Here is a 13411-nt window from a genome sequence, read left to right on the forward strand (position 1 = left end):
TATTAACCAAGCTGCAACGGTCAACGCAGAACTGGAAAGCCACGCAACGTGGTGACCAGGTTCTGAAGCGAGGGCCAACGTCGCCTTCTTCCAGCCTGAAATTCCGACTTTTTCAACAGAATCGGCCGGTTTCTGCCTGTTGTTACCGGCTGCTTTGGGCTGGCTGTGGGTCACTTCTTGCTCGTGCAGAACTTGGCCCATTCCGCCATCAGTGCCCTGCGCTTCTCCAGAAGGTCGGAGCGCGAATAGGCCGCCTCGGTCTGGTCGCGTTCATCATGGGCAAGCGCAAGCTCGCATACCTCTCGCGGGTAGTTGGTGCATTCGTTTGCCCAGTCCCGGAAGGTCGATCGAAAGCCATGTCTCGTGATGTCTGCATATCCCAGCTTGTGCAGCAGGTTGCGTATGGCGTTGCCATGCATGACACCATTCTTCCCTTGCCCAGGGAAGAGATATATTGAATGAGTCGTATTCATGATATCCAGCATCTCGACTACCGGGGGCGATAGAGGAATGACGAAAGGTTTTCGCATCTTCATGCGCTCAGCCGGCAGTGCCCAAGTGCCAGTTTCGAGGTCAAACTCAGACCATTGAGCATGTTGGATCATGTGGTAACGAGCACCGGTCAGAATCAGTAATCTGGTTGCGATGGCGTCACGTGTATCGATGTTGGCCAGGGTGGATATCAGCTTCGGAGTGTCTTTCCACTGCAGTGCTGGGAAGTGTTGGCGCTGCCTGGCCTTCTTCTTCTCTGCCTTGCTCAGCAAGTTGTCCAAGTGCCCGCGCCAGCGGGCAGGATTGTCTCCCTCGCGTAAACGCCGAGTCTTGGCTGCATCCAGTATTTGCTCGATCTGGCCCCTGATTTCATCAGCAGTCCGTGTCTTGGTTACCCAGATGGGTTGCAATGCAGCAAGCACATGCTCGGTGCTGATGATGTCAGCCGACAACTTGCCCATGGTCGGGAAGGCGTAGAGCTCCAGTTTGCGCAGCCAGCCTTTCCGCCACTTCTCAGACCAACTGCTGCCGTGTGCTTGTTGGTATTCGCGAGCGAGATCTTCGAACGTCGTGCGACGTGCTGCAGCCTGGCGTTCCGCTTCGCGCTTGGCTTCCTTTGCTGCATCGCGGGTTGCCAGTGGGTCGCTTCCGGAAGCTAGAAGCTTGCGTTGATCGGCGGCCAACTGCCGGGCTTGGCTGAGTGTGACGGTTGGGAAGGGGCCTAGCCCCATTTCGCGGCTGCGGCCATCCAGCTTGTAGCGGAAGATCCAGCTGGTGCCGCCGCTCTTGGATACCTGGAAGTACAGGCCATCGCCATCATTGGTTTTTCCTGGCGTTGCAGCCTTGGTTATCGACTCCACGGTCTTGCTGGTCAGCTTGCCCATTACTAGCTCCTACTCCAACCCACACCCCTCGACCCACACTTTGACCCACACCTTGGTCGCGGATTTTATGGATGGTTACTGGATGTCCTAGGACGAATGCTAAGCTGCAGGGCCCGTATTTGCTAGTGCTGTAGGATCTTGTCGGATTTCTTCGGGCAATAAAAAAGCCGGCTTGTGGCCGGCTTCTCGGGGACTGCTTCAATTTGTTTTTGACAAACCTTACCAGCCTTCAAATCGCTCAGCCCACATGGCGTCGGGCTGAATAGTAGGGGCATCCGCGGGAACTCCTCCGCTTCGCCGAGCAGGGTGGATAGCTTTGGGCCACCCCCTGCCAAATGTGCGGCGGATGATACCCACATTCCTCTCAGTTGCCCACCTCCGTGTCCGAATTAGAGCCTTCCCAGCCTAATAGGTGCTCATCCAGCGGTACCGGAGGGCGGCGGTTGTTGAGGGTGGACCACCAAAACACCCAGCCTACAATCTCGAAGTTCTGTTCGAAGCGTTCCTCGTGGGTGAGGTATTCATCCGGGTGTTCGCTGGCGTTGTGACTGCGCATGCGCAAACCGCCGCCAGGCCGGTTGTAGAGGTATTTGATGCGTAGCATGCCGTCGTGTTCGACGGCGTAGATTTCGCCGTCAATGATTTGGGTACGGCCTTTGTCGATGGCGAGGGTGGCGCCTTGCTGGATGATGTCGATCATGCTGTTGTCGACCATGTAGGCGCCCAGCGCGCGGTCGGGGTTGATGTTGAGGGTTTTGAGAGCGTGCACAGAGATGCGAATACGTTCGGTTGAAGTGAAGGTGGGGTGGAGGGGGATTTCCACATCCAGTTTTTCCGGCGGGCAGGCGGGGCCTGTGAGGTATTTGCCACTTTCTTCGCGGGTGGGGAGTCCTTTCCGTGTACCGGGGCCTTCCAGCAGGAAGTTGGCCGGTGGGTGTTTGGGGCCTTCGCCGGTGCGTAGCCAACGGCTGGAGACACAGAGCAGTTCTGCGATCTCATTGAGTCGGCCCATGGGCACGCCGCGTTTGAACCAGTTGTTCACATGTTGAGGTGTGACACCGCGGTTCTTGGCGAAGTCGGAAGCGGAAAGATGAACTTCCCGCAGTAGCGCTTTTAAACGATCACCTGATTTATTCATAAACGCAGAGTTTACTGGCCGAGAAAACTAATCAAATAAACCATGCGTTGATTTGCACTTGTAGGTTTTTGCTTAGTTGTGGCCTATTTTTTCATTTTTATTGCGCGCTTAAACGTTAGTTGCTGTTTGTTGAACTATGCGTTTATTTTTTCCAAAAAAAAGCCCCGAATGAACGGGGCTTTTTCTCATGGCCTCAGGCAATGAGGATTCGGTATCAGCCTTTGTAGGCAGCCACCGACTTCATGATCTCGGCACGGGCGGCGTCTGCGTTGCCCCAACCGTCGATCTTCACCCATTTGCCTTTTTCGAGGTCTTTGTAGTTCTCGAAGAAGTGTTTGATCTGTTCCAGCAGCAGTGGCGGCAGATCGGTGTATTCCTTCACGTCCACGTACAGCTGGGACAGTTTGTCGTGAGGCACTGCGATGACTTTGGCATCGCCGCCGCCGTCGTCGGTCATGTTCAGGATGCCGACTGGGCGTGCGCGGATAACCGAGCCAGGGGTAACCGGGTAGGGGGTTACGACCAGTACGTCGAGGGGGTCACCGTCGTCAGCCAGGGTGTTGGGGATAAAACCGTAGTTGGCCGGGTAGAACATCGGGGTGGCCATGAAACGGTCAACGAACAGGCAGTCGCTGTCTTTGTCGATTTCGTATTTGATCGGCGCGTGGTTGGCCGGAATCTCGATGGCGACGTAGATGTCGTTCGGCAGGTCTTTGCCAGCCGGAATCTTGCTGTAGCTCATTGGGCGTTGCCCCCGTTAGTTGGCCAAGAAACTTGGCCGGATTGGCCTAAAAGTGGCCGCGATTATAGGCACATTCTGACGCCGATGCCATGCGCCAGACGTCTTACGGTCATTCGCCTTGTGGCTGATAGCGCGGGTCAGCGGCTTGCAGTTGGGTCAGGCGGGCCAGGGGATCCTGGCGATAGAAGCGGCTGAGTTGGGCGTATACCTGGGGATAACTGTCGACCAGCAAATCCGGGGCGCTGAAGAAATATTCGCTGGTAACGGCAAAGAACTCCGCCGGGTTTTCCGCCGCGTACGGGTCTATCTGCGTTTCGGCATCGGGGTGGGCGTCCAACTGGCGATTGAGGTCATCAAACGCGCTTTGCATCACGCTGGCCCACTCCTGCACGCGCATGTCGCTGTGCAGCGGCGGCAGGCCGTTGGCGTCGCCGTTGAGCATGTCGAGCTTGTGCGCCAGTTCGTGGATCACCAGGTTGTAGCCTTCCCACTGGCCGCTGGCTAGCACGCCGGGCCAGGCAAGGATCACCGGGCCTTGTTGCCAGGCTTCGCCGCTGTGCTCGCCATCCCACTCGTGCTCGACGCCGCTGGCGTCGCGATGACGTTGCGGGCTGAGGAAGTCGTCGGGGTACAGCACGATTTCGTGGAAGCCCTGATACCAATCGAGGTCGCCAAGGTTCATCAGCGGCAATTGCGCTTGGGCGGCGAGCAGCAGGCGTTGTTCCTGATGCAAGTCGACGCCGGGCAGGGCGGTGAGGTGTTTTTCGGCGAGGAACACCACGCAGGCTTCACGCAGCCACTGGTCCTGCTCGGCGCTGATGCCGTCGAGGAAGGTCAGGTGATGGCGCACCCGCTGCCACGTGTCGTCGGCAATCGGGTGCTTGGCCAGCAGGCGCCGACGACGCCAGGCGCTGAGGGACCACATCGCCGGTTACTGCTGTTTGGCTTCGGAGCTGGTGCGGCCAAAGCGGCTGCGAAACACGCCGATGATCATCGGCACCAGGGACAGCAGAATGATGAACACCACCAACAGCGACAGGTTTTTCTTGATAAACGGCACGTTGCCGAAGAAGTACCCGAGGGTCACCAGGCCGCCGACCCACAGCACGGTACCCAGCACGCTGAAGCCGAAAAAACGGGCGTACGGCATTTTGGCGATGCCGGCGACGAACGGCGCAAAGGTGCGCAGGATCGGCAGGAAGCGCGCCAGGGTCACGGTTTTGCCGCCGTGCTTGTCATAGAAATCGTGGGTTTTTTGCAAGTAGTCGCGGCGGAAGATCTTCGAATTCGGGTTGCTGAACAAACGCTCGCCGGCGGTTCGCCCGATCACATAGTTGGTGCTGTCGCCAAGGATCGCCGCCAGCATCAACAGGCCGGCCAACAACACCGGGTCCATACCGCCGCCGGCCGCCACCGCACCGGCAATAAACAGCAGCGAATCGCCCGGCAGGAAGGGCATGACCACCAGGCCGGTCTCGCAAAAGATCACCAGAAACAGAATGGCGTAGATCCACGGACCGTAATTGGTGACCAGCAGATCGAGGTAAACATCGAGATGCAGGATAAGGTCGAGCGGGTTGAAATCCATGGATGGCACCTGTGTGAACGGCCCGACTCAGCAGGCCTGTGCGGAAGCTCGGGTAAGTAAGGCTACAAGTGTATGCCGCGATTCTTACAACCCTGAAAGGTGCGCATTATACGGATCGGGAGGTGAAAAGCGTGTGGCTTTTGTAGCGGGGGATGTCGTTGAACCCGGTCTGCAGATCGCCACCAATCCAGCGTGTTCGCGAAAGTGGTGGGTCAGTCAGACCGTCATCGGGGGCAAGCCCCCTCCCACATTGGAGTAGTGTCAAGGTACTTGGCTCGGAGCGTTTCCCTGCATTTACACCCGCAGAGCCGGTCGCAAACCCGCCATGACAATAAGATCAATGTGGGAGAGGGCTTGCCCTCGATAACAGTGTGTTTATCCGGGCATCAGTCTTCGCTGATCGGCAACGTGTAGTTCTTGAATTCGGTGTCCTCGCGAAAACCCATCGACTCGTAGGTTTTTTGCGCCACCTGGTTATCACTGCTGGTCGACACCCGCAGCCGCACCGCGTGGGTCTCCTTGGCCATTTTCTTAGCCGTGCGCATCAGGTTGTCCGCCACCAATTGGCGACGTGCGTCTTCGGCCACATAAATATCATTGAGGATCCACACCCGCTTGAGCGACAGCGACGAAAAGCTCGGGTACAGCTGGCAAAACCCAAGCAGCTTGTTGTCGTCGTCATCGGCCAGCGCCAGGTAGATCACCGACTCCTTGCGCCGCAGGCGTTTTTCCAGGAAGGCCCGGGACGAGTCCGGGTAGGGCAGCGCCCCATAGAACTCGCGGTATTTGACGAACAAGGGGGTCAACAGGTCCAAGTGTTCCAGGGTCGCTTGAGTAATCCGCATGCCAGGCCTCAACTTCCAAATGGGGTATGACCACACAAGCGGCCGTGACCGGATGCTGCCTAATGGCGCCAAAAAGCGCAATCGTGCCGCTATTGGTCATCCGGTGAGCTGAGCAGAAAATTCCCTTTCATCAGGTCCGGATCGTCCGACTCGATCGTCTGAACCTGCGCCTCGTCCTTGAGATTGACCCCCGACAGCTGCCGTCGACACGCCTCTCGCATCAAGTAAAGCAGGCGATGCGCTGCCATGCCGTAACTTAGCCCTTCCAAACGCACGTTGGAGATGCAGTTGCGGTAGGCATCGGTGAGGCCGACCTTGGGGTTGTAGGTGAAATACAGGCCCAGGCTGTCCGGTGAGCTGAGCCCCGGTCGTTCGCCGATCAGGATCACCACCATTTTGGCGCCGAGCAATTGCCCGATCTCGTCGGCCACGGCCACACGGCCCTGTTCCACCAGTATCACCGGCGATAACGACCAGCCCTCGGCGTGGGTTTGTTCCTCCAGGCGCGTCAGAAACGGCAAGGTGTGTTTATGCACCGCCAACGCCGATAAACCATCGGCCACCACCACTGCCAGGTCCACGCCTCCCGGATTGGCCTGGGCATGCGCGCGCAGGGCCTGGGCCGATTCATCACTCAAGCGGCGGCCCAGGTCCGGGCGTTGCAGGTAGCTGTGGCGGTCGGTGGCGGCGCTGTGCAGCAACAGGCTGTCACGTCCGCGTTCGGCCAGTTGCTGGCTCAGGCCCGCATGGTCGAACGGCAGGTGCACCGCGTCGCGCGCCTGGGCGTGGGCGAACTGGAAATCCAGTTGCGCACTGGTGGGAATGCTGGTGCCGGTGCGGCCCAGGGCAATGCGCGCCGGGGTGAGGCGGCGCAGTTCCAGCCAGGGGTTGTCGGGCAGGTCGGGTTGCACGGTAGGCTCCTTCATCCCAGTTGCGCCAAGGCTTGGCGAAAAGCCGGTGGCAGGCTGCTGCCGAAGCGCACCTTACCGTCGGCCTGCGTGAAAATGCCCATTTTCGCCAGCCACTGTTCAAATTCCGGTGCCGGTTTTAACCCCAAGGTCTGCCGGGCGTATAGCGCGTCATGGAAGGAGGTGGTCTGGTAGTTGAGCATGATGTCGTCGGAGCCGGGGATGCCCATGATGAAGTTGATCCCGGCCACGCCCAGTAGCGTCAGCAGGGTATCCATGTCGTCTTGGTCGGCTTCGGCGTGGTTGGTGTAGCAGATGTCGCAGCCCATCGGCACGCCCAATAGCTTGCCGCAGAAATGATCCTCAAGGCCGGCGCGGATGATTTGCTTGCCGTTGTACAGGTATTCCGGGCCGATAAAGCCGACCACGGTGTTGACCAGAAACGGCTTGAAATGCCGCGCCACCGCGTAAGCGCGGGTTTCGCAGGTTTGCTGGTCGACGCCAAAGTGCGCGTTGGCTGACAGGGCGCTGCCCTGGCCGGTTTCGAAATACATCAGGTTTTGTCCCAGAGTGCCGCGCTTGAGGCTCAAACCCGCCTCGTAACCTTCCTGCAGCACGCTCAGGCTGATGCCGAAACTGGCGTTGGCCGCCTCGGTGCCGGCAATCGACTGAAACACCAGGTCCAGGGGCACGCCACGGTTGATGGCTTCGATAGAGGTGGTGACGTGGGTCAGCACACAGGCTTGGGTGGGGATCTCGTAGCGTTGGATGATCGCGTCGAGCATCTCCAGCATCGCGCAGATCGAGGCGATGCTGTCGGTGGCCGGGTTGATGCCGATCATGGCGTCGCCGTTGCCGTAGAGCAGGCCGTCGAGAATGCTGGCGGCGATGCCCGCCGGTTCGTCCGTGGGGTGGTTGGGTTGCAGGCGCGTCGACAAGCGCCCGCGCAGGCCCATGGTGCCGCGAAACTGGGTGACGACGCGGATCTTCTGCGCCACCAGCACCAGGTCCTGCACGCGCATGATCTTCGACACGGCGGCGGCCATTTCCGGCGTCAGCCCGGGCGCCAGGGCGCGTAGGGATTGTTCGTCGGCGGCGTCGCTCAGCAGCCAGTCGCGCAGGCCGCCGACGGTCAGGTGGCTGACTGCGCTAAATGCCTGTTTGTCGTGGGTGTCGATGATCAGACGGGTGACTTCGTCGCTTTCGTAGGGAATCAGCGCTTCTTCAAGGAAGTGTTTCAACGGAATATTCGCCAGCGCCATTTGCGCCGCCACCCGCTCGCCGTCGTTCTGCGCGGCCACGCCGGCCAGGAAGTCCCCGGAACGGGCGGGGCTGGCCTTGGCCATTACGTCTTTGAGGCTATCAAAGCGGTAGGTTTGTGCACCGACCGCGTGGGAAAAGCTTGCCATACAGTGTCTCCTTGACGACGCGGGCCAAATGAATGAACAGCGCCCGCGTCGAGGTTTACGGCTTAGTGCAAGGCGGCCTCTGCGGCCTGGATCGCGGCGAATTCTTCTTCGGGCGTGCCTGCTACCAAGTGATGCCGGCTGTAGAAAGCAAAGTAAGCAATTAATACTCCATAGATGATCGCCGCGCCAATCACCACCCGCGGATCCACCAGAAAGCCCGCCACCACGGCCACACAGGCCAGTACCAGCGCGACGCCGGACGTGAAAATGCCGCCGGGCGTGCGGTAAGGACGTTCCATTTTGGGGCGACGCACGCGCAGAGTGATGTGCGCAGCCATCATCAACACATAGGAAATCGTCGCACCGAACACCGCCACCAGGATCAGCAGATCGCCCTGGCCAGTGAGGGACAGGCCGAACCCGATGATGCCGGGGATCACCAGCGCCAGTACCGGCGCCTTGCTTTTGTTGGTTTGCGACAGCTTGCGCGGCAGGTAGCCGGCGCGGGAAAGCGCGAAAATCTGCCGCGAATAGGCGTAGATGATCGAGAAAAAGCTCGCGATCAGCCCGGCCAGGCCGACCAGATTGACGAAGCTGCCCATCCAGGTCGAGCCGCCGTAGGACAACGCCAGTGCTTCCACCAACGGGTTACCCGATTTGACCAGCGCATAGGTGCCGGCGCCGCCCGGTGCGATCACCAGAATCAGCAGGGCAAAACTGGTGAGCACCACAATGGCGCCGATCAGGCCACGGGGCAGGTCGCGCTTGGGGTTCTTGGTTTCTTCAGCGGCCAGCGGTACGCCTTCCACGGCGAGGAAAAACCAGATCGCATAAGGGATTGCCGCCCATACCCCGACGTAGCCGAAGGGCAGGAAGGTGCTGGCGCCCTTGGCTTCGGTCACCGGCACATCCAGCAAGTTGGCCATGTTGAAGTGCGGCACCATAGCCACAAGGAACACGCCCAGGGCAATCGCCGCAATGGCGGTGATCACGAACATCAGCTTCAGCGCTTCGCCGACGCCGAAAATATGGATGCCGATAAACAGGATGTAGAACGCCAGATAAATCATCCAGCCGCCAATGCCGAATAGCGACTCGCAATAGGCGCCGATAAATACCGCGATAGCGGCCGGGGCGATTGCGTATTCGATCAGGATGGCCGTTCCGGTGAGAAACCCGCCCCAGGGCCCGAAAGCGCTGCGGGCAAAGCCGTAGCCACCGCCGGCGGTGGGGATCATTGAGGACAGTTCGGCCAAGGAAAAGCACATGCACAAGTACATGGTGGCCATCAGTAAAGTTGCGAGGAACATGCCGCCCCAGCCGCCTTGGGCCAGGCCGAAGTTCCAGCCGGCATAATCGCCGGAGATCACGTAGGCAACGCCGAGGCCCACCAGCAGTACCCAGCCGGCGGCGCCTTTTTTCAGTTCGCGTTGTTGGAAGTAGTCGGTGTCGACTTTTTCGAAGTCGACAGAAGATCCAGTGGGTTCGCTAGGCATGGAAAAGTACCTTTCATTGTTATTGTTTTTAACTCGGCCTCTGTGGGCCGGATGTATTCGCAAGTACTTATAAATATCTAAATGTGGGAGGGGGCAGGCCCCCTCCCACAGTTGATGGCATTTCAAAGATGGGAGGGTGTTGTGAGTTAGAAGAAGCCCAATGGATTAATGTCGTAACTCACCAGCAAGTTTTTGGTCTGCTGGTAGTGATCCAACATCATCTTGTGAGTCTCACGGCCCACGCCGGACTTCTTGTAACCGCCGAACGCGGCGTGCGCAGGGTACAGGTGGTAGCAGTTGGTCCATACGCGACCTGCTTTGATCGCCCGGCCCATGCGATAGGCGCGGTTGATATCGCGGGTCCACACGCCGGCACCCAGGCCGAACTCGGTGTCGTTGGCAATTGCCAGGGCTTCGGCTTCGTCCTTGAACGTGGTGATGCTCACCACCGGGCCGAAGATTTCTTCCTGGAACACGCGCATTTCGTTGGTGCCCTTAAGCAGGGTCGGCTGGATGTAGTAACCGCCGGCCATGTCGCCGCTGAGTTTCTCGACCTGGCCGCCGGCCAGCAGTTGCGCACCTTCGCCCTTGGCGATGTCCAGGTACGAGAGGATCTTGTCGAATTGCTGCTCGGACGCCTGGGCGCCGACCATGGTGTCGGTGTCCAGCGGGTCGCCGCGTTTGATCTGCTCGATCTTCTTCATCACCACTTTCATGAAATCGTCGTAGATCGACTCTTCCACCAGCGCGCGGGATGGGCAGGTGCAGACTTCGCCTTGGTTGAAGAATGCCAGCACCAAGCCTTCAGCGGCCTTTTCGATGAACGACGGTTCGGCTTTCATGATGTCGGCGAAGAAGATGTTCGGCGACTTGCCGCCCAGTTCGACGGTGGACGGGATGATGTTGGTGGCCGCCGCGTGCATGATGTGCGAGCCCACCGGGGTTGAACCGGTAAAGGCGATCTTGGCGATGCGCTTGCTGGTGGCCAGGGCTTCGCCGGCTTCTTTGCCGAACCCGTGCACCACGTTCAGCACGCCCGGTGGCAGCAGGTCGCCGATCACTTCCATCAACACGTTGATGCCCAGCGGCGTCTGCTCGGCCGGCTTGAGCACGATGCAGTTACCGGCGGCCAGGGCCGGGGCGAGTTTCCAGGCGGCCATCAGCAGTGGGAAGTTCCAAGGAATGATCTGACCGACCACGCCCAGCGGCTCATGGAAGTGATAGGACGCGGTGTGCTCATTGATCTCGGCGCTGGTGCCTTCCTGGGCGCGGATGCAGCCGGCGAAGTAACGGAAGTGGTCGGCAGCGAGGGGGATGTCGGCGTTGAGGGTTTCACGCACGGCTTTGCCGTTGTCCCAGGTCTCGGTAATGGCCAGCAGTTCGAGGTTCTGCTCGATGCGATCGGCGATTTTCAGCAGCACCAGCGAGCGGTCCTGGGCTGAGGTTTTGCCCCAGGCGTCGGCGGCGGCATGGGCGGCGTCCAGCGCTTTATCGATGTCCTTGGCAGTGGAGCGGGGGAATTCGGCGATAGGCTTGCCGTTGACCGGCGAGGTGTTGGTGAAATAGTTGCCATCGACCGGCGCAACGAACTCGCCACCGATGTAGTTGCCGTACTTGGCCTTGAACGAAACGATCGCGCCTTCAGTACCGGGGTGTGCGTAACGCATGGTGGGTATCTCCTGGCTTTTTTATGTTTATTGGAGTGCAGCGCTCAAGCGCTTGGTAAAGCGTAGAGCAAAGGTTGGGCCACTGCGTTGTGGGCCAGGTAAATCAAGGGGTTGGGGTTTGTTGCAAAGGGTTGCTGTGGCACGCGCGATACAGCGGGTGTGACAGTTTGTGCCATAAACGGTACAGCTTATGACCAGTGGGCCGACTCGGGATTGCATCCATCACAGGGCTGGAGGATGCTGGACGCTCTCACGCCGGGAGAATAATAAGAACATGCACAACGATCATTTCAGTCGCCATGCCCAGCAGGTCCTGACAGTGGCGCGTGGCCGCGACCCATCGAGCGATCCTTCCATCGCTCGTTCCTGGCTGCGGTGCCTGGAGGATTACCACCTCGACCCTGCGCAAACCATCGCTCCCACCGTGCTCGAACACGGCCGCCTGCTCGAAAGCCGTGAGCGTCTGCAGCAAGTACTGCAAATCGCCGGCAGCGAGATGAACAGCCTGCACCAACAACTCTCAGGTGCCGGCCACGCGGTGCTGCTGACCGATGCGCGCGGAGTGATCCTCAACTGTGTCACCGCGCCCTCCGAGCGTAGGGTTTTCGAGCACGCCGGGTTGTGGCTCGGTGCCGATTGGAGTGAGGCCAGCGAAGGCACCAATGGCATCGGCACCTGCCTGGTTGAACGTCAACCCTTGACGATTCATCGGGATGAGCATTTTCGCGGCCGGCACACCGGGCTGACCTGTTCGGCCAGCCCAGTGTTCGACCCCCATGGCGAGCTGCTGGCCGTGTTGGATGTGTCATCGGCTCGCGAGGCGGTGTCGCGCCAGAGCCAGTTCCACACCATGGCGCTGGTGAACCTGTCGGCCAAGATGATCGAAAGCTGTTACTTCCTGCGTCACTTTGAGCACCACTGGCTGTTGCGTTTTCATTTACAGGCCGAGTCCGTGGGGTTATTCAGCGAAGGCTTGCTGGCCTTCGATGGCGAAGGACGCATATGCGCGGTCAACCAGAGCGCCTTGAACCTGCTGGGTCAAGTGCGCGACGGGTTGTTGGGGCGACCGGTGGAGGCCTTTTTCGAGTGTTCCCTGGATCAACTACTCTGTCGCGCCAGCGCTACGGCCACTGCCAGTTGGCCCCTGCGCACGCGGGAGGGGCGGCATTTGTTCGCCGCCTTGCGTGGCCGGCCGCGCCGCGTGTCGGCCGTGCTGGCGCCTGCGCCGAACCCAGCCCCGCAACCTGCGCGCCAGCCCGATATCTGCCTGGGCGACCCGTCGTTGCAGGAGGGGTTTCGCAAGGCGCTGCGGGTATTCGAGCGCGACGTGCCGTTGCTGATCAACGGCGAAACCGGCTCCGGCAAGGAAGCCTTCGCCAAAGCCGTCCACCACGCCAGCCAGCGCGTCGACAAGGCCTTTATCGCCCTCAATTGCGCGGCGATCCCGGAAAGCCTGATCGAAAGCGAACTGTTCGGTTATCGCGGTGGCAGCTTTACCGGTGCACGCAAAGAAGGCATGCCCGGCAAATTGCAGCAGGCCGACGGTGGCACGCTGTTTCTGGATGAAATCGGAGACATGCCGCTGGCCCTGCAAACCCGGCTATTGCGGGTGCTGGAAGACCGCCAAGTGGTGCCCATTGGTGGCGAGCCCCAGGCGGTGAACGTGCGCATCATCAGTGCCACTCACCGAAACCTGTCGGAGCGCGTACGGAACGGTAGCTTTCGCGAAGATTTGTATTACCGGCTCAACGGTCTGGAAGTCAGCCTGCCACCGTTGCGTGAACGCAGCGATAAGGCGCAGTTGCTGGAGTTTCTCCTGGCGCAGGAGGCGCATGGGCAGACAATAGTGTTGGATGCGGCGGCGCGCTCGGCACTGTTGGGTTTCAGCTGGCCGGGGAATGTGCGGCAACTGCGTACGGTGCTGCGCACGCTGGCAGCGCTGTGTGACAACGGACGTGTGGGCTTGGAAGATCTGCCTGTCGCGATCCGTCAGGCCCACCCGCAGGCCCTGACCGAGGCGGCGCAGCTGGAGTCGCCGTTGGACGATGCCGAGCGCCTGGCGTTACTGGCCGTGCTGGAGCAACAACGCTGGCATATGACACTCACGGCGCAGCAGCTCGGTATCAGCCGCAATACCCTTTATAGAAAGCTGCGCAGACACGGGATCGCCCGCCAGGCTATCAGCTAAAGAGTGCGAATTTCCCCACCCTACGCTAACCTGCCTCGATGTTTTACGAGGTCG

Annotated in this window: 12 protein-coding genes; 1 reads left to right on the forward strand and 11 read right to left on the reverse strand. The window is 59.9% G+C overall.

The window, feature by feature from the left end:
• The 11 genes from FIV35_RS29790 to exaC form a co-directional block, all read right to left on the reverse strand.
• Positions 1 to 201: hypothetical protein (locus tag FIV35_RS29790; protein ID WP_211363915.1), on the reverse strand; the 201-nt coding region annotated here is incomplete at its 3' end.
• Entirely contained in the window at positions 171 to 1376 is a 1206-nt protein-coding gene (locus FIV35_RS22850) for a tyrosine-type recombinase/integrase (protein ID WP_017736573.1), read from the reverse strand. The genes FIV35_RS29790 and FIV35_RS22850, both read right to left, overlap by 31 nt.
• Positions 1377 to 1740: 364 nt before the next feature.
• Positions 1741 to 2514, reverse strand: a complete 774-nt coding sequence (locus FIV35_RS22860; protein WP_034139436.1) for a LexA family transcriptional regulator — start codon at positions 2512 to 2514, stop codon at positions 1741 to 1743.
• A 214-nt stretch (positions 2515 to 2728) separates the two neighbouring features.
• Entirely contained in the window at positions 2729 to 3256 is a 528-nt protein-coding gene (gene ppa / locus FIV35_RS22865; protein ID WP_003176323.1) for an inorganic diphosphatase, read from the reverse strand.
• Between the two features lie 109 nt (positions 3257 to 3365).
• Positions 3366 to 4181: a M90 family metallopeptidase gene (locus FIV35_RS22870; RefSeq protein ID WP_034139435.1), complete on the reverse strand. Its 816-nt coding sequence runs from the start codon at positions 4179 to 4181 to the stop codon at positions 3366 to 3368.
• A gap of 6 nt (positions 4182 to 4187) precedes the next feature.
• Entirely contained in the window at positions 4188 to 4844 is a 657-nt protein-coding gene (locus tag FIV35_RS22875) for a DedA family protein (protein WP_034100938.1), read from the reverse strand.
• Positions 4845 to 5230: 386 nt separating this feature from the next.
• Positions 5231 to 5689 (reverse strand): GNAT family N-acetyltransferase, encoded by a 459-nt coding sequence (locus FIV35_RS22880; RefSeq protein ID WP_034139434.1) that lies wholly within the window; start codon positions 5687 to 5689, stop codon positions 5231 to 5233.
• 89 nt (positions 5690 to 5778) lie between these two features.
• Entirely contained in the window at positions 5779 to 6615 is an 837-nt protein-coding gene (eutC, locus tag FIV35_RS22885; protein WP_034100936.1) for an ethanolamine ammonia-lyase subunit EutC, read from the reverse strand.
• Positions 6612 to 8006 (reverse strand): ethanolamine ammonia-lyase subunit EutB, encoded by a 1395-nt coding sequence (locus tag FIV35_RS22890; RefSeq protein WP_034100935.1) that lies wholly within the window; start codon positions 8004 to 8006, stop codon positions 6612 to 6614. The genes eutC and FIV35_RS22890 overlap by 4 nt, the downstream gene beginning before the upstream one ends.
• 62 nt (positions 8007 to 8068) lie before the next feature.
• Positions 8069 to 9502, reverse strand: coding sequence for an ethanolamine permease (gene eat, locus FIV35_RS22895; RefSeq protein WP_034100934.1), 1434 nt, complete (start codon positions 9500 to 9502; stop codon positions 8069 to 8071).
• Positions 9503 to 9648: 146 nt separating this feature from the next.
• Positions 9649 to 11169, reverse strand: a complete 1521-nt coding sequence (gene exaC / locus FIV35_RS22900) for an acetaldehyde dehydrogenase ExaC (RefSeq protein WP_034115221.1) — start codon at positions 11167 to 11169, stop codon at positions 9649 to 9651.
• A gap of 274 nt (positions 11170 to 11443) precedes the next feature.
• On the opposite strand from exaC, the gene FIV35_RS22905 reads away from it, so the two are divergent.
• Entirely contained in the window at positions 11444 to 13357 is a 1914-nt protein-coding gene (locus tag FIV35_RS22905; protein ID WP_034139433.1) for a sigma-54-dependent Fis family transcriptional regulator, read from the forward strand.
• Positions 13358 to 13411 lie beyond the last annotated feature (54 nt).

Origin of the sequence: Pseudomonas rhodesiae (assembly GCF_007858255.1) — a bacterium.
In the GTDB taxonomy this organism is placed as follows: domain Bacteria; phylum Pseudomonadota; class Gammaproteobacteria; order Pseudomonadales; family Pseudomonadaceae; genus Aquipseudomonas; species Aquipseudomonas rhodesiae.